Annotated in this window: 16 protein-coding genes and 2 pseudogenes; 14 read left to right on the top strand and 4 right to left on the bottom strand. The window is 53.4% G+C overall.

The window, feature by feature from the left end; genetic code table 11:
- Positions 1-42 precede the first annotated feature (42 nt).
- A complete protein-coding gene (locus ACA041_RS17115; RefSeq protein WP_497398744.1) occupies positions 43-1659 on the bottom strand; it encodes an arylsulfatase in 1617 nt (538 codons plus the stop codon).
- Positions 1660-2216: 557 nt separating this feature from the next.
- Between ACA041_RS17115 and ACA041_RS17110 the strand changes: the two genes are divergently transcribed.
- Positions 2217-3436 (top strand): IS3 family transposase gene (locus tag ACA041_RS17110; RefSeq protein WP_497434342.1). Its coding sequence is split into 2 segments (ribosomal slippage): positions 2217-2562 and positions 2562-3436, totalling 1221 coding nucleotides; the frame shifts between segments, so codons are not numbered across the junction.
- Positions 3437-3481: 45 nt separating this feature from the next.
- On the opposite strand, the pseudogene ACA041_RS17105 reads toward ACA041_RS17110, so the two are convergent.
- A pseudogene (locus tag ACA041_RS17105) lies at positions 3482-3784 on the bottom strand (helix-turn-helix transcriptional regulator); the annotation flags it as partial.
- On the opposite strand from ACA041_RS17105, the pseudogene ACA041_RS17100 reads away from it, so the two are divergent.
- A pseudogene (locus ACA041_RS17100) lies at positions 3783-3890 on the top strand (homoprotocatechuate degradation operon regulator HpaR); the annotation flags it as partial. The pseudogenes ACA041_RS17105 and ACA041_RS17100 sit on opposite strands and share 2 nt — an antisense overlap.
- A gap of 245 nt (positions 3891-4135) precedes the next feature.
- Here the strand turns inward: ACA041_RS17100 and ACA041_RS17095 are convergent.
- Complete coding sequence (locus ACA041_RS17095; RefSeq protein ID WP_497434340.1) at positions 4136-4753, bottom strand: XRE family transcriptional regulator; 618 nt, start codon at positions 4751-4753, stop codon at positions 4136-4138.
- A gap of 45 nt (positions 4754-4798) precedes the next feature.
- Here ACA041_RS17095 and ACA041_RS17090 point away from each other — a divergent pair, with 45 nt between their 5' ends.
- Positions 4799-5521, top strand: coding sequence for a B3/B4 domain-containing protein (locus ACA041_RS17090; RefSeq protein ID WP_497434338.1), 723 nt, complete (start codon positions 4799-4801; stop codon positions 5519-5521).
- The gene (locus ACA041_RS17085) at positions 5522-6418 is read left to right on the top strand and encodes a dihydrodipicolinate synthase family protein (RefSeq protein WP_497434335.1); all 897 of its coding nucleotides are present in this window, start codon (positions 5522-5524) and stop codon (positions 6416-6418) included.
- Positions 6419-6484: 66 nt separating this feature from the next.
- Here the strand turns inward: ACA041_RS17085 and ACA041_RS17080 are convergent, their stop codons facing one another.
- Positions 6485-6967 carry a DinB family protein gene (locus ACA041_RS17080; protein WP_497434330.1) on the bottom strand — a complete coding sequence of 161 codons (483 nt, stop codon included), beginning with the start codon at positions 6965-6967 and terminating at the stop codon, positions 6485-6487.
- A gap of 75 nt (positions 6968-7042) precedes the next feature.
- Here ACA041_RS17080 and thrC point away from each other — a divergent pair, with 75 nt between their 5' ends.
- The 10 genes from thrC to ACA041_RS17030 all read left to right on the top strand — a co-directional run bounded on the left by thrC (position 7043) and on the right by ACA041_RS17030 (position 16637).
- Positions 7043-8608 (top strand): threonine synthase, encoded by a 1566-nt coding sequence (thrC, locus tag ACA041_RS17075; protein ID WP_497434327.1) that lies wholly within the window; start codon positions 7043-7045, stop codon positions 8606-8608.
- Between the two features lie 14 nt (positions 8609-8622).
- Positions 8623-9060 carry an Lrp/AsnC family transcriptional regulator gene (locus ACA041_RS17070; RefSeq protein WP_095129279.1) on the top strand — a complete coding sequence of 146 codons (438 nt, stop codon included), beginning with the start codon at positions 8623-8625 and terminating at the stop codon, positions 9058-9060.
- Between the two features lie 128 nt (positions 9061-9188).
- Positions 9189-10238 (top strand): homoserine dehydrogenase, encoded by a 1050-nt coding sequence (locus tag ACA041_RS17065; RefSeq protein WP_497434322.1) that lies wholly within the window; start codon positions 9189-9191, stop codon positions 10236-10238.
- 2 nt (positions 10239-10240) lie between these two features.
- Positions 10241-11659: an aldehyde dehydrogenase family protein gene (locus ACA041_RS17060; RefSeq protein WP_497434319.1), complete on the top strand. Its 1419-nt coding sequence runs from the start codon at positions 10241-10243 to the stop codon at positions 11657-11659.
- A 55-nt stretch (positions 11660-11714) separates the two neighbouring features.
- Positions 11715-12917 carry a trans-sulfuration enzyme family protein gene (locus tag ACA041_RS17055; protein ID WP_497434316.1) on the top strand — a complete coding sequence of 401 codons (1203 nt, stop codon included), beginning with the start codon at positions 11715-11717 and terminating at the stop codon, positions 12915-12917.
- A 141-nt stretch (positions 12918-13058) separates the two neighbouring features.
- The gene (locus ACA041_RS17050; protein ID WP_429379188.1) at positions 13059-13376 is read left to right on the top strand and encodes a DMT family transporter; all 318 of its coding nucleotides are present in this window, start codon (positions 13059-13061) and stop codon (positions 13374-13376) included.
- Between the two features lie 175 nt (positions 13377-13551).
- Positions 13552-14334, top strand: coding sequence for a transporter substrate-binding domain-containing protein (locus ACA041_RS17045; RefSeq protein WP_497434313.1), 783 nt, complete (start codon positions 13552-13554; stop codon positions 14332-14334).
- Between the two features lie 52 nt (positions 14335-14386).
- Positions 14387-15115: an ABC transporter permease gene (locus ACA041_RS17040; protein ID WP_497434309.1), complete on the top strand. Its 729-nt coding sequence runs from the start codon at positions 14387-14389 to the stop codon at positions 15113-15115.
- Complete coding sequence (locus tag ACA041_RS17035) at positions 15112-15822, top strand: ABC transporter permease (RefSeq protein ID WP_429379194.1); 711 nt, start codon at positions 15112-15114, stop codon at positions 15820-15822. The genes ACA041_RS17040 and ACA041_RS17035 overlap by 4 nt, the downstream gene beginning before the upstream one ends.
- A gap of 53 nt (positions 15823-15875) precedes the next feature.
- Positions 15876-16637, top strand: a complete 762-nt coding sequence (locus tag ACA041_RS17030) for an ABC transporter ATP-binding protein (RefSeq protein ID WP_497434306.1) — start codon at positions 15876-15878, stop codon at positions 16635-16637.
- Positions 16638-16642 lie beyond the last annotated feature (5 nt).

The raw sequence follows: 16642 nt of genomic DNA, 5'->3' as shown, positions 1-16642 counted from the left end.
GAACACGGGTGGCGAGCGCTGGCCACCCGCGAATTCAACTGCTTATTTGCCCATGGCCGCCCGGGCCGCTTCGATCTTGGCTTTGACTGCTTCGAGGTTGAAGCTCGCGCCTTTTTGCATGGGCGGGAACTCAACCGCTGTTTCAGCCAGTTTGACCACCTGCTGCTGCACAAAAACAAATCGCCAGAACTGGAATTTGAACCACTCGAAATACTCCAGCGAGCCATTGGCCGCCATGTTCTGCGGCCATCCGGCGCGTTCGAACGGGTCGAGGCGCAGGTTGGTCAGGATCGGCATGTCCAGCGTGGTTTTTGCCCCTAGCCAGCCACCAGGCTGGTCAATGAAGCGGTACTTGAAGTCATCGATACGGATTGCGCCCAGCGTGCTCTCGCCGAAGTAGAAAATCTCATGGCGATTGGACGGACCTTTGCCGGTAATCATCGGTGTCTGGTCATAGCCGTCGAGGTGCACTTTGTAAGTGGTATCGCCCAGTTGTTTGCCCTTGAGCAATTCGGCGGTGATGTTCGGGTTGCCCGCCGCCGCGACCAGGGTCGGGAACCAGTCCATGCCTGACATGATGCCGTTGGCCACCTGGTTTGCAGGCACTTTGCCCGGCCAGCGTATGATCGCCGGAGCCCGGAAACCGCCTTCCATCACCGTGCCTTTACCCATGGCAAACGGCGTGGTGCCGCCATCCGGCCAGGTAAAGTTTTCAGCGCCGTTGTCGGTGGTGAAAATCACGATGGTGTTGTCATCCATGCCGTCTTTTTTCAACTTGGCCATCACGTCGCCGACGATGTCGTCGAGCTGTGCCATGCCGGCTTCCTGTTCCGACCAGCCATTTTGCGCGTTGCGCATGGCTTGGTACTTGTCGGAGAGGTGCGTGACGATGTGCATGCGGGTCGGGTTGAGCCAGAGGAAGAACGGTTTGTTGTCCTGCTTGGCCTTGTCGATGAAGGTGAAGGCCTTGTCGCGAATCTCGTCGTCGACGGTTTTCATCCGGTCCGGATAGAGGGTGCCGGCGTCTTCGATTTTCTGTTTGCCGACCTTGCCCCAGCGCGGCATCACGGTCGTATCGTCAGTCGTCGTGGCCCAGCTGTGAACCATGTTCCGCGGGCCGACGGTGGGTAGAAGATCTTGCGGATAATTGGGGTGCGCCGGATCTTCCATGGCGTCGAGGTGATAGAGATAACCGAAGAACTCATCGAAACCATGCACGGTCGGCAGGAATTCGTTCAAGTCACCCAAGTGGTTCTTGCCGAACTGACCGGTGGCGTAACCCATGGACTTGAGTGTGGTGGCGATGGTGACCGCTTCGGCGGGAATACCAATGGGAGAACCGGCCTGCCCGACAGTGGTCATCCCGGTACGGATCGGCAGTTCGCCGGTAATGAAGTTGGCCCGCCCTGCGGTGCAACTGGCCTCGGCGTAATAGTCGGTGAAACGCATGCCTTCGGCCGCGAGCTGGTCGAGGTTGGGTGTTCGACCGGCCATCATGCCCTGGTTGTAGACACCGATGTTGGACCAGCCAATATCGTCACCCATGATGACCACAATGTTGGGGACTGTTTTGTCGGCTGCTTGAGAGAGGCCGGGGAAAACCATTGCAGACAACAGTACTGATACAGCGAACGCCGTTGATAACTTTGTCCGGTTCATGTCGAGCTCCTGCGTACTTGCGTGAGTACCCTGAGACGAGCCCCCGACCGTCCTTAAAAATTGGATCCCCCGCGAAGAGCGTAGGTACGATTTGCTAAATATCCAGTATTTAGTTTCTCGCCTGTAAGTTGTTGTTTCATGGGCTTTACAGCTGGAATGCTGGTCAGATGAATAGTGGCATCTCATCCACCCAAGGTCCGCGCGTGTCTAGATTATGAAATTTCTGGAGTGGCATTGCATTTGAAGAGCTGTGGCGATGGCCGTCTCTAACTGATCCAGCGTGTAAGGCTTATGCAGACAAATCGTCGAGGGCGGGATCACCTGCTCATCGATGAGATAACCAGAGGTGAGAATCGAAGGAATTGATGGCCATTGTTCATTTGCTAGGCGGATGAATTCAGATCCCTGGATTCCTCTTGGAAGTCCCTGATCTGCGATGATCAGGGTCAATCACCCTTGATACTTATAAGGTGGCTCAGAGCTGAGGTGTACGAGCCCCATGAAAGACAGGACACCGTTTCCCCCTTACGATAAGGGATAGGCAAACGGTTATGTTTATGACTAACAGCAACGATAAGAGTGGGGAGCTTTTGGGTCAGGAGCGGCGGCGCCGCTGGAGCCCGGAGCAAAAGCTGGCCATGGTTCGCGAGAGCCTTGAGCCAGGACAAAGTGTGTCGGTGGTCGCTCGGCGCAACGGCATCAATGCCAACCAGTTGTTCCTGTGGCGCAAGCTCTATCAGGACGGCAGCCTGTCGGCGGTCAGCGCGGGTGAAGCCGTGGTGCCGGCCTCTGAGCTGAGCGATGCACTCAAGCAGATCCGTGAACTGCAACGGATGCTGGGCAAGAAGACGATGGAAGCAGAAATCCTCAAAGAGGCCGTGGAGATCGCCCGGTCGCGAAAATGGATTGCGCACTCACCCTTGTTGCCGGGGGACGACCAGTGAAGCTGGTCAGCGAATGTCTCGGTGTGGCGCGCTCGCAATTAACGGTTCGAATCAAGCAATCGGTATCGCCCAAAGTACGGCGAAGCAGGCCTGTGAACGACGCGGAGTTGGTGGCCGAAATCCAGCAACAGGTCAGCGAATTGCCCAGCTATGGCTACCGTCGTGTCTGGGGATTGCTGCGTCGCGCCCGTGAAACCCAGTTGCTGCCCGCGATCAACGTGAAGCGGGTTTACCGGGTCATGCGTGATCACAACTTGCTGCTTGAGCGCCGAATCAAACAGCCCGGCGTGCCGCGTCGGCACGAAGGCCGAATTGCGGTGGAAACCAGCGATACACGTTGGTGCTCGGACGGCTTTGAGTTCCGTTGCGAGGACGGCGCCAAACTGAGCGTGACCTTCGCCCTGGACTGCTGTGATCGCGAAGCCATCGGCTGGGTCGCGAGCCCGACCGGGTACAGCGGCGATGATATCCGCGACTTGATGCTGGAAAGTGTGGAGAAGCGTTTCGGTGATCAACTGCCCGCCATGCCGGTGCAGTGGCTAAGCGACAACGGCTCGGCGTACACCGCCGAACAGACGCGCCTATTTGCTCGGCAGATCGGTTTGCAGCCGGTGACCACCCCAGTGCGCAGCCCGCAGAGCAACGGCATGGCCGAGAGCTTCGTGAAGACGATCAAGCGGGATTATGTGGCGCACATGCCCAAGCCGGATCGAGAAACGGCGCTGCGTAACCTGGCAATTGCCTTTGAGCATTACAACGAGCAGCATCCGCACAGCGCTTTGAACTATCGCTCACCGAGAGAGTTCAGGCGCTTGGCAGCGGCATCCATTTAATGGGGAGTTGGTGTCCGGTTTTGTAGGGGCAAGTCCATTCTCAGTTCAGCTTCGGAATCTAAGCGTGGTTGAAGGTGCCTCGCCAAAACGCTTTTTATATTCTTGGGCAAACCGTCCCAAGTGGGCAAAGCCCCATTTGAACGCGATATCGGTTACCGAAGCGTCATGACTCTGAGTGCTCAACTCAAGATGCACCTGTTCCAGTCGCAGATTGCGCAGATAGGCCATGGGCGTGGTGTCGCAAAAATCGCGGAAACCGGCAAATAGTGTGCGTACGCTCACCCCGGCATGCTCGGCCAACTGCTCTATGCTCAGCGGTTCATTCGCATGAGCCCGCATGTATTCCTCGGCAGGGATGGAAAGCAACTACCTGAAAATTCAGGAACAGTTCGGTGAGGAGCCGCTTGCGCAGTTGCTGGAACTGCTCAATAAATTGAAGAACATCAAGCCCTGACCAACACAACGTTTGACCGGTTTGCCGACCCTACGGGACGCAGATGATTCGCCGTTGGCGACGTAGCTTGCGCGGGAATCGATGCCGGCAAACTGATGGTTGCTTCTGCGGCTGCAACAGCTGCGGAATCAGGCGACATCAGTGATGTGGTTCTGGAGCAACTTGCCCGATACCATCAGTGCCGAGCGGATCGCCGTACTGCCGTCGCTGGAGTATCAAATGGGATGTCCAGTGAAGTGTGGTTGCTATATTTCAGGCGCGGATTGATGGATTTCTGTTACGGACATAGTGAATATCAGTTTTGATTTGCTGTTGTTGGCATAGGCATGAGGAACATCCGTTTTTGCTACAGCAGAGCAACCTTGAGAAATGCTTAACTCGGTTTCACCCACCTTGAAGCTGAGTGTACCTTTCTCTACGTGAAACAACTCATAAGTCCCCTGAGGATGTCCTGATGAAGCAAATATCTCACCAGGAAACATCTCCCATCGCCAAAGCTCGATCATGTTTGGACCGCTTGTTCCAGCAAGGAGCCGAGCCGTACCCCCCAAGTTTCCTGTCCAGAGTGTAGGGATATCCTTACTCTCGATGAGGTGGGCAGATGGGGCGTCGGACACGTTCACGACATCAGCAACTGAAAGGCCCAAGGCAGCAGCGATTTTGCACAGGATCGCGATGCTTGGGTTGGCCGTGCATTTCTCTATCTCAACCACCATGCCCTTGCTGACACCGGAGCGACGGGAAAGCTCGTCCAGCGTGATTTTTCGCTTCTTTCGCTCCTGTTTGAGCTTACGGGAAACTGCTTCGCTAACCGTCTGTACGTCGGCGCCTGTGTTGGTCGGTATATTGACTATTTTGGTCATTGGTCGCTAGTATGCAATGGAATTTAGGATTAAGGGGATTCTCTAATGCTGTCCGTACTGCCGTCAATCGACCAAGATGTAATCAATTTGGCACCTGAGTTCAGAGCGCTGAGCATTGTGGTCGAAGCTGCACCGATCGCCAATCCAGATATCGGCAAGGACGCTCTGGCTCGAGCTTGTCATACGGTCACGGCAGGTGGTGCCAGCTGGGCAGAAGCACATCTGGCGGCTTGGGCGGATCTCTTCCGACAGTTTGGTTCCAAGCCGCAGCGCACTCCTTGCTCAGCTGAAGCTCTGCGCAAACGGGTCCTGCGTGACGGCAGCCTGCCGAGTATCGATCCAGTGGTTGATCTCTACAACGCCATCAGCATTGAGTACGCAGTCCCTGTCGGCGGTGAGAACATTGAGGCCTATGTGGGCTCCCCACAACTCGCTGTGGCTGATGGCACCGAACCTTTTGACACCATGAAAGAAGGCGCCCCAGCCCACGAATATCCAGACGCCGGCGAAGTGGTATGGCGTGACGATAAAGGCGTGACATGCCGTCGTTGGAATTGGCGGCAAGGTGTCAGAACACGGCTGAGTGCTGATGCAAAACACATGTGGTTCATTCTGGAAAGTTTGCCGGCGATGCCTCTCGAAGCGCTGACGGAAGCAGGTGACAAGCTTATCGAAGGCCTGCAACTGATGATGCCAGGCGTTCAGATTGAGAGCTCACTGATTGGTCCTGGAGCCAATCAGTCAATAGACGAAACCATGGAGTCATGAATGATGTTTACCGGCCTTAGTGCATTTCCTTTGACGCCTATGAATGAGCAAGGTGTGGATGAAAATGCCTTTACTCGTCTTGTTGAGCAACTGGCAGCAGCGAATGTCGACTCCATCGGTGCACTCGGATCTACCGGTAGCTATGCGTATCTTTCTCGGGCTGAGCGCTCTCGAGTTGCGCAGTTGGCAGTAGAGGCGGCGGGCAATGTGCCTGTCATGGTCAGCATTGGATCGCTACGCACGCGTGACGTGCTATTGCTGGCCGAGGAGGCACAAAAGGTGGGGGTCAAAGCCTTGTTGCTACCACCTGTTTCCTATCAGAAGCTATCTGCGGAAGATGTCTTTTCGTTGTATGAAACGGTCACGGCCAATATCTCAGTTCCGCTATGTGTCTATGACAATCCCGGTACCACCCATTTCGAATTTACTGACGAGCTGCATGGGCGCATTGCCGAGTTGCCGAATGTGAGCTCAATCAAAATCCCTGGCGTTCCCGAGGCGCCATATCTTGCCAAGGCACGCGTGGATCGCCTTCGAGAGCTGGTTCCGAACCACGTTACGATCGGGGTGAGCGGTGATGTCTTTGCTGCTGTCGGCATGAATGCTGGCTGCGACGTCTGGTACTCCGTCATGGGAGGGCTGTTCCCCAAGACGGCGCTAGCGATTACGCGAGCGGCATTGTCAGGTGATGCCCATGAGGCCACGCGCCTTTCTGAATGCTTAAAGCCACTCTGGGCTTTGTTCAGGCAATTTGGAGGTAGCTTTCGTGTCGTGGCGACTGCCGCAGAGCTTCGAGGATTTACCCAGCATCCAAGCGTGCCCCTGCCGCTCCGAACGATAAGTGGTGAAGGGCGTAAGCAAATTGCCGCGGTGATCGACGAGCTCGAACTGAACTGAACCTGGCTTCTTACATAGAAGGAGGACGCCTGCCCACCATGTTCCATGAGGCAGGCGAACAGGTTTCTAGCGTTTCAAAAATGTCGTGAAGTGGTCCTTGTGATCCTGCAGGATCTCGCGTGGCAAGATAGTTCCGATACCCCCTCGATGCTGCAGACCATGGGACAGCACATGCGCCAGGATTTGCTCCTTCGTCATGTTGCCTGGCTTCCCGTCCTTGAAAATAAACGCCACTGGATCAGACAACTCCATTGCGGTGACTGATTTGGTGTAGTCAACAAACCATTGATTCGCTATGGAAAATTGTTCTTCTAGCTGAGTCAGGTTCGGCGGTTGGTCAGTCACGACGGAGTCAAATTCGTCTGGGTTTCCTTGCAGTCTGGCGATGAACAGCTGATCAACAATGTTGATGTGGCTGAGCCAGTACGTCGCATTCGCCATTTCGTCTGGATAGGATTTCGCCGCCGGGGCTTTCAAGCATTTGAATAGCTCCTCCTCAGACCATGCCTTGTACTGGTAAAGCGAATGCAGAAGGTTCTTGGCACACATGGTTTTCTCCCGGATTTCTAAACTGACAGATGTCTTGTGCTATTCGATGAGGTAGCGCCAAAGGCCTCTTTGCGTATGGCAGAAAAGGACTATTGGACAAATGGAATAGTCACTATATTGACTTTTATAGTCAATGGAAGGAAGCTGGATGGCAAGCGATTTAAATCGTCGCGTTGGATTTCAGCAGAGCACCGCCAGAGAGGCGGCTGGCTCAAAGATTGCGGGAGGGTGTCTCAGATTATGAAATACGTCAGCACGCGGACCCCTGGCAAAACATTCGAGTTCAGTGACGTGCTCATGGGCGCGTATGCACCAGATGGAGGGTTATTCGTCCCTCTCAAGGTTCCTCGCTTCAAAAAGGAGGATCTCTTCAGGCTGGAATGGCTTCCTTTCCATGAACTGGCACGCCATGTGATTGAGCCGTTTATGGGTAGCTGGATCCCTCAAGATCAACTGTCTCAGATTCTTGAGGAGACGTTTGACTGCTTCAAAAGCAAAGCGGTTGCACCGCTTTACCAAACGGCGAGTAATGAGTGGATATTGGAATTGTTTCATGGGCCAGCAGGCGTCTATCAGGACTTTGGTCTCCAATTGATGGCTCGCCTGGTTGAGCACGGTTTACTGAAATCTGGAAAGAAAGCGCTTGTTGTAGGTTGCACCGGTGGAGACACAGGCGCTGCTGCTATAAAAGCTTTCTCTGGTATGCAAGGTGTGACCGTAATTGTGCTGCATCCCTCCAGAGGAATAACGGAAGAGCATAGACGCCGCTTATTGAGTACGGGTGAAAAAAACATAGTTAATGTTGCTGTCGAAGGGGATTACTCTGATTGTCATCGCCTCTGCGAACAGTTCTTCAAGCACAATAACGAAACGCAGCAGCTGATATCGTTCAATTCCGTGAATTGGGTTCGAGTGCTTGCACATCTTTCCTTCTATTTTTACTCAGCGCTTCAACTAGGGGCGCCCAACAGAGAAGTTGCCTTCAGCGTACCCACCGGGAATTTTGGTGCGCTGTATGCGGGCTACATCGCCAAGGAAATGGGGTTGCCGATCCGGCAATTGATCGTGGCCACCAATGCCAATGCGGGGTTGCATAACTTTCTCCAAACTAATCTCTACAGTCGTAATGAAATTCGCATTACCAATACCCCTAGTATGAACGTTTCACTGGCCTCGAATTTTGAACGTTTGCAATGGAGTATTCTTAACCGGTGCGGAGAAAAAGTAGCCCGAAATATGGAGTTATTAGAGGGCGAGGGTTCGATTCAGTTAGAGCAAGATGAATGGTTGGCGGCGCGTAAACTTTTCGACTCTCTGGCCGTGGAGGATTCGGATGTTTTCAGGAGCATTCATGAGGTGTTTGCGCAGAGTGGTTATCTGGTCAGTCCCAACACCGCAATTGGCCTGCGAGCTGCTCGTGTCAGCAGGCGCAGCTTGCTAATTCCGATGATCTGTCTGGCGACAACACACCCATCGAAGAGTGCCGTAGTGACTGATGAATCAGACGCGCTGGGTGTCATCAAAGGGATCGGTGCTCCTTCTAGACCCGATTATAGATGCGTTTCAATTCCTAACGATGTTGGCGCCCTTAAGCAGCTCATCGGGACGTTGTCCGCAGACACGGAGTCTCGCTCGTTATAAGTTTGGAGTTAGAGATGAAACGTGTTTTAGATAAAGTTGATGAGAAAATATTGGAAGAGCTCACGCGTAACGCGCGGCTTGCTCATAATGATATTGCAATGAAAGTTAACTTGTCCCGGAATGCGGTCAGGCTGCGGATTGAAAGATTGGAGCGCGATGGATACGTCAGGGGCTATACGATCATTAAAGGTATGCCCTCCACGGATGCCGGGCCCATCAACGCGTTAATCTTCGTTTATCGTAAAGACAGGATGCGCGATGCTGAAGTTGTCCGTTCGGTTGTAGCAATGCCTGAAGTCATTTCATGCAATGTAATGAGTGGCGATCTTGATATTGTATTGACGGTCGAGGCTATGAGTTCAGATCGTATCCATAGGGTCTGGAGTGAAATCTCAGCGCTGCCAGGGGTTCTAAATACCGTGACCTCTTTTGTTTTATCCTGCACCAAGTAGCACAGACAAAGCAAGGTGCGCCGTTGCACGAGCATTTTGCTCGCAATAACGTTCTGTTTGCCATATTCGTGAAAGCACGTTGACGAATTACTATTTCAGCACCAAAACATAACAATGAGATCTTTGTCGTGACTGAATATAAAATTGCTCTGCTTGGCTTCGGTGGCGTCAATCGCGCCCTCACTCAGCTTATCGCCGATAAGAACTCGCGCTGGGCGAAAGAATTGGGTTTCGAACTGAAGATTGTCGGTGTCAGCGACCTTTATCTTGGCTCAATTATCAACAAAGACGGTCTGGATGCACAGGAATTGGCCGCGGTACCTGCCGCCAAAGGTGGTTTCAGAACCTTGCCAGGCGGCAGTGCTGAGCCGGCTAACGAAACGGTCATCCGCTTCTCGGGTGCAGATATCGTTGCTGAGGCAACGTTCACAAACCCCGTGGATGGAGAGCCAGCCACTACGTTCTGCCGCTGGGCTTTGGAGAAGGGCGCCAGCGTTGTGACCACCAACAAAGGGCCGGTGGCACTGCATGCTGATAGTTTGAAAGCGCTTGCAGAAATCACCGGCGCCCGCTTCGAATTCGAAGGCGCGGTGATGAGCGGAACGCCGGTTATCCGTTTGGCCAAGGAGTCCCTGGCCGGTTCGGAAATCAGCGGTTTCAAAGGGATCCTCAACGGTACGTCCAACTTTGTCCTTTCCAGCATGGAAACTGGTTTGGACTTCTCCGAGGCTGTCGCAAAGGCCCAGGAGTTGGGTTATGCCGAAGCTGATCCAACAGCGGATGTGGAGGGCCATGATGTACGTCTGAAGGTCGTCATTTTGGCGAATGAACTGCTGGGGGCAAAGCTCAAGCCTAGTGATGTCCTTTGCAAGGGTATTTCTGAAATTACTGCCAAAGATATTGCTGAGGCGACTAAAGCCAATGCCCGGTGGAAGCTTATCGGCAGTGCAGAGAAACGGAGTGATGGCTCGATCTCGGCCTCTGTTAGTCCTCAGTTATTGCTATCCAATGATGCGCTCTGCGGTGTGAGTGGAGCGACCAACGCCATTACGTTTGATACCGCCATTCTCGGCCCTGTAACCGTGGTGGGTGCTGGTGCCGGTCGCTTTGAAACTGCCTTCGCCTTGCTCGCCGATATTGTGAGCATTCACAAGCACAAAACCCAGTCAGGTAAGTAATCATGAATAGCTTGAGTCTCTCACTCGCTGCTGATTATAAAGCCATTACGGTGCTTAGCCCGTTTGACGGTAGCAAGGTGGGTGAGGTGGCAGACATACCTGCTTCATCAGCCACCACGATAGTCGACACGGCTATTTCGGGTGCCTTGATCGCCAAGGATCTGCCGCGACATGAACGTGCACGCATATTGGAAAAAGCTGCGTTCTCGGTTGAACGTGATAAGGACGCCTTTGCCAAACTGATTGTGGCTGAGTCGGGCAAAACGCTGAAGCAGGCGAGAAAGGAGGTGTTGCGCTGCGTCAATACCTTGAAGTTGTCGGCTGAGGAAGCCAAGCGTAATGCCGGCGAAGTGATCCCTTTCGATGCTTATGTCGGATCTGAATCTCGCCAGGGATGGTTCACTCGTGAGCCCCTAGGCGTAATCGTCGCGATCACGCCTTACAACGATCCCCTCAATCTAGTCGCACATAAGCTTGGGCCCGCAATTGCGGGTGGAAATGCGGTTGTACTCAAACCGTCTGAGCTCACACCGCTATCAGCGATCAAGTTGGTGGATTGTCTTATCGATTCAGGCCTACCTCCAGTTGTTGTGACAGTCGCCACAGGAGGTGCTGCGCTGGGCAAGGCCTTGGTCGCGCACCGGGCGGTACGTATGGTTTCGTTCACGGGTGGCTTCGTCACGGGTGAACAAATCTCGCGTACAGCCGGGCTCAAAAAACTGGCGATGGACCTGGGAGGAAATGCCCCAGTCATCGTGATGGCCGATTGTGATTTGAATGAAACAGTCGACTCGTGTGTGTCGGGTGCTTTTTGGGCTGCTGGCCAAAATTGTATTGGTACCCAGCGGATTCTAATTGAGGCCCCGCTCTACGAAGCATTCAAAACACGCTTCGTTGAGAAAACCAGCCAGTTGATCGTGGGTAATCCCGCAGATGAGCAGACGGATGTCGGCCCGATGATTACTGAGGCGTCAGCCAAGCACACCGAGGAGGTTGTGAGTGACTCCATCGCGACAGGCGCGACCTTGCTGTTTGGCAATGTACGCAACGGATCGCTGTATTCGCCCACTGTTCTGGAAAGCGTCGACCGCCACTGCAAGCTGTGGTGCGAAGAAGTGTTCAGCCCTGTCGTGATACTCCAGAGCGTAGGTTCCCTGGAGGAGGCCCTGACGCTCGCCAACGAACCAGACTACAGCCTGCATGCCGGGATTTTCACCAGTAATTTGAATGTTGCGCTGAAGGCAGCCAAGCGGCTTGAGGCTGGCGGCGTCATGATTAACGACTCCTCGGACTATCGATTCGACGCAATGCCTTTCGGTGGTTTCAAGTACGGGAGCATGGGCCGTGAAGGTGTGCGTTTCGCCTATGAAGATATGACGCAACCCAAGGTTATTTGCATTAACGGTGTAAGTGGAAGCTAAACAAATCGTTCGTATTTACAACGAATGACACAACAATAAAATCAGAGGAATCGACATGCGTCCCGATAAGCACAACCTATCAACATTATCTGCAGCGACGCTGGCAGTTCATGGCGGGAATGTCGCGGATGTCACCAGTGGTGCCGTCCGTACGCCATTGGTCATGGCTAACTCCTATCTCTTGCCCGAAGATCCGGCAACGATGGACTGGTCGAGTCCAGACGGCCTTGTGTATACGCGCAATCAAGGCCACAACCAGGTTTGTCTGGAGAAGAAACTCGCAGCCCTCGAGGGTTGTGAAGATGCTGTGGTATTCGCTACCGGTGTCGCCGCGTTGCATTCGGTGTTTTTTTCTTTCTTGAAAAGTGGCGACCACGTCATCGTCAGCGACATCACCTACCAAGCCGTTTGGCGACTCTTCGCAGAACTCCTGCCTGAACGTTACGGGATCGAAGCGACGTTTGTAGACGTCGGTGATCTGGAATCGGTCCGTCAAGCCATCCGACCCAACACCAAGCTGATCCATACCGAAACGATCGCCAACCCAACCACCAAAGTCGCAGATATTGCAGCGTTGGCTGAAATTGCTCATGCGCACGGCGCACTGATTTCAGTAGATGCAACGTTCACCCCACCTCCATTTTTCCGCGCGAGTGAGCACGGTGTCGACTTCGTCATTCACTCATTGACCAAGTACATCAATGGTCATGGCGATGCGATGGGTGGCGTAGTGATCGGCTCCAACCAGTTGATCTACAAGATTAAAAATGATGCATTGGTCGACCTCGGTGCGACCATTTCACCTTTCAATGCCTGGATGATCATGCGCGGGTCGGTCACGCTGCCGCTGCGTCTGAAACAACTGTTGAACACGGCTGAAAAACTGGCGCAGTTTCTGGATGCCGACGATCGTATTGCCTACGTCTACTACCCGGGTTTGCCTTCCCACCCGCAGCACGAGCTGGCGCGCCGGCAATTTGCAGGCAAGGGATACGGCGCAATGATGGCCTTCGCGGTGAAGGGCGATCCAGATATGCAGAATCGGTTTGTTTCGAATTTGCGCATCATCACTTCGGCCGTTTCATTAGGGCATGACGAATCGCTGATCGTGCATGTGGGGGCAGAGGGGCGGGGTGGCTTTGACAAGTATCCCGAAGAGTTCCGTCAGTACGGTCATTTGCGTTTTTCTGTTGGGCTGGAAGATCCAGATGACTTGATCAAGGATATTACGTTCGCTCTGGATGCAACATTCAAGTGATTTAAATACAGGCGTCACGCAGCCAGGGTTTGGTCAAACCCGTCTTTACCCCCGTGCTCGCGGGGGTCTTTTTAAGACAGTTAAAAGGGTTTGCCCTATTAAAGGCTAACTGTTCGTTCGCTGGCGTTTTAGGAGAAGCTCGTGGCTTGGGTAAGTTTGGTGATTGCAGGAATACTTGAAGTTGTCTGGGCGTTTTCGATGAAGCAGTCGGAAGGTTTTACGCGGTTCGTACCGACGGTTATTACACTTATAACAGTGATAGCCAGTTTTGCGCTGCTCTCGTTCTCTATGAAAAGCTTGCCGCTGGGCACTGCTTACACTATCTGGACCGGTATTGGCGCTGTGGGAGCATTCGCAGCGGGCATTTTTTTCCTGGGTGAACCTGCGAGCCTGCTGCGCGTTGTGGCCGCCATTTTGATTGTCAGTGGCTTGCTGATGATGAAGTTGGTGTCCGCCTGAACGGCGAGCATTTTGCTCGTGATATCGATCAATTTGCCATATTCGTTAAGTCGCGGCACTCAGGTAGTGTTTAAGGCGAAGCGATGGCTTTAACCAATAACAATGAAAGTAGCGTTTTACCGCTATCAGATGTTTACTGCCCTTAAATCCAACTACAAAATCTAGGGATGTACTTATGATTTCGCTAAGAAAGCTGTATTTGATAATACTGTTTGCGCTGTGCACAAATGTGGTGTCAGCCAAAGAGTACACAACCTTGCGATTTGGCGTGGATGCTAACTACGCGCCGTTTGAGTCCAAAGCGGCTGATGGCAGTCTCAAGGGATTTGATATTGATTTGGGTAATGCCATTTGTGCCAAGCTTCAAGTTAAGTGCATCTGGGTTGAAAGCGATTTTGATGGTTTGATCCCTGGCCTGAGAGCTGGCAAGTTTGACGGAATTCTCTCGTCCATGACGGTCACTCCAACGCGTGAAAAAGCCATCGATTTTTCTAACGAGCTGTTTTCCGGGTTTACTTCCTATGTATTCAAGAAAGGTTCGGGACTGAGTGAAGATGTATCCTCGCTCAAAGGCAAAACGGTCGGTTACTTTCAGGGCAGCATTCAGGAAGCCTATGCAAAAGCCGTACTGGACAAAGCCGGCGTAAAGATTCAGTCCTATCAAAATCAGGATCAAGTGTATTACGACCTGGTAGCAGGGCGGCTGGATGCGTCTATCCAGGACACGCTGCAAGCCAAGCTTGGCTTTATAAATTCGCCGCAGGGCGCTGACTACGAAATCAGTTCGTCAGTTGACAGCCCTTTACTCCCCTCGAAAACAGCGATCGGCATTGCCAAGGGCAATGCTGAACTCAAGGCGCAGCTGGATAAAGCGATCCAGGCGCTACACAACGACGGCACCTACGATTCGATCCAGAAGCAGCATTTCGGCGATCTGAATCTTTACAGCGGCAAATAACCACCCGGCGCTCATCCGCTGGATGGGCGCTTATCGCTATAGGTTGCTGATCATGTTCGAAACACTATTAAGCGCACTGGGGCTCTCTGCATTCAGCTTGAAAGGGTTCGGCCCTTTGCTGCTCGAAGGCGCCTGGATGACCGTCAAGCTGTCTATTGCGTCATTGATGCTCAGCGTGTTGCTGGGTCTGGTTGGAGCCAGTGCCAAACTCTCCAGCGTCAAAGTGCTGCGTTTGTCTGCCCAGGTGTATACCACGCTGATCCGCGGTGTGCCGGACCTCGTGCTGATGCTGTTGATCTTCTACAGCCTGCAAACCTGGTTGACCCTCCTGACCACCTTGCTGGGATGGAGTTACGTCGAGATCAATCCATTTGTTGCTGGAATCACGACCCTTGGATTTATCTATGGTGCCTATTTCACCGAAACTTTCCGCGGCGCCATGCTGGCAGTGCCCCGCGGCCAGGTCGAAGCGGCCACGGCTTATGGATTAAGTCGCACTCAGCGTTTTCGCTTCGTGATGTTCCCGCAAATGATGCGATTCGCCTTGCCGGGTCTTGGCAACAACTGGATGGTGATTCTCAAAGCCACTGCACTGGTGTCAATCATTGGCCTGGCTGACTTGGTGAAGGCCGCCCAGGATGCGGGAAAAAGCACCTACCAATTGTTCTTTTTCCTAGTGCTGGCTGCCTTGACGTATCTGGTCATCACCAGCCTCTCCAATCTCGTTCTGCGCTGCTTGGAGCGGCACTACGCAGTAGGCTCTAGGGAGGCGGCGCGATGATCGAACTTCTACAGGAGTACTGGAGGCCTTTCTTCTACAGCGATGGTCAGCAGATAACCGGGCTGGCCATGACGTTGTGGCTGCTCAGTGCCTCATTGTTCATCGGCTTTATTGTGTCGATTCCGCTGTCCATCGCTCGAGTGTCGCCCAGGTTTTATGTGCGCTGGCCGGTGCAGTTTTACACCTATCTGTTCAGGGGGACGCCGCTCTACATCCAGTTGCTGATCTGCTACACAGGGATCTATAGCCTGGCTGCCATACGAGCACAGCCTGTGCTTGATGCGTTTTTTCGCGATGCGATGAATTGCACCATTCTTGCCTTCGCACTGAATACTTGCGCCTACACCACGGAGATATTTGCGGGGGCTATTCGCAACATTGCCCATGGCGAAGTTGAGGCTGCGAAAGCTTACGGCCTCTCAGGTTGGAAGCTCTATGCGTTTGTGATCATGCCATCAGCCTTGCGTCGCTCGCTGCCGTATTACAGCAACGAAGTCATCCTGATGCTGCACTCGACCACGGTGGCGTTCACCGCAACTGTGCCGGACATTCTTAAAGTTGCCCGCGACGCGAACTCCGCGACCTTTTTGACCTTTCAATCGTTTGGGATTGCGGCACTGATTTACCTGGCGGTGACTTTTGCCCTGGTCGGCCTGTTTCGAATCGCCGAGCGTCACTGGCTGGCTTTTCTTGGTCCAACTCACTGAGCCCAGTATCTGACACTGCTGCTCCCAATCCGCTTTAGAGGATGATTGCGAACATGTACAAACTGACTGTTGACGGGCTACACAAAAGCTATGGTAACCATGAAGTACTCAAGGGTGTTTCCCTGCAAGCCAAAACTGGCGATGTAATTAGCCTGATCGGCGCTAGTGGTTCCGGAAAAAGTACATTCCTGCGTTGCATCAATTTTCTTGAAACACCAAACGACGGTGCCATGAGTCTGGATGGCAAGCCGATTTGCATGGTCAAAAACCACTTGGGGCTGCGAGTGGCCGACGACCGCGAACTGCAACGACTGCGTACCCGCCTGGCCATGGTGTTCCAGCACTTCAACCTGTGGGGCCACATGACCGTGTTGGACAACATCACCCTCGCACCGCGGAGGGTGCTGGGTGTCAGCAAAAAAGATGCGGAAGATCGTGCCCGGCGATACTTGGAAAAGGTGGGGCTGCCGGCCCGTGTTGCCGACCAGTTCCCTGCGTTTCTTTCCGGTGGCCAACAGCAGCGGGTAGCAATTGCCCGTGCACTCGCGATGGAGCCTGAAGTCATGCTGTTCGACGAGCCTACATCAGCACTCGACCCTGAAGTGGTGGGCGAAGTGCTGAAGGTCATCCAAGGGCTCGCTGAAGAAGGTCGGACCATGATCATGGTGACCCATGAAATGGGTTTTGCCCGCAAGGTCTCGAACCAACTGCTGTTTCTTCATCAGGGTCTTGTCGAAGAGCAGGGCGGGCCAGAAATTCTGGATAACCCGCGCAGCGAGCGTCTGCAACAATTTCTGTCCAATGGACTGAAGTGAAAAAC

This window comes from Pseudomonas sp. LBUM1676 (assembly GCF_059695605.1).
The sequence above is the reverse complement of the archived record's forward strand: the minus strand, read 5'-3'. Positions and strand labels throughout refer to the sequence as shown.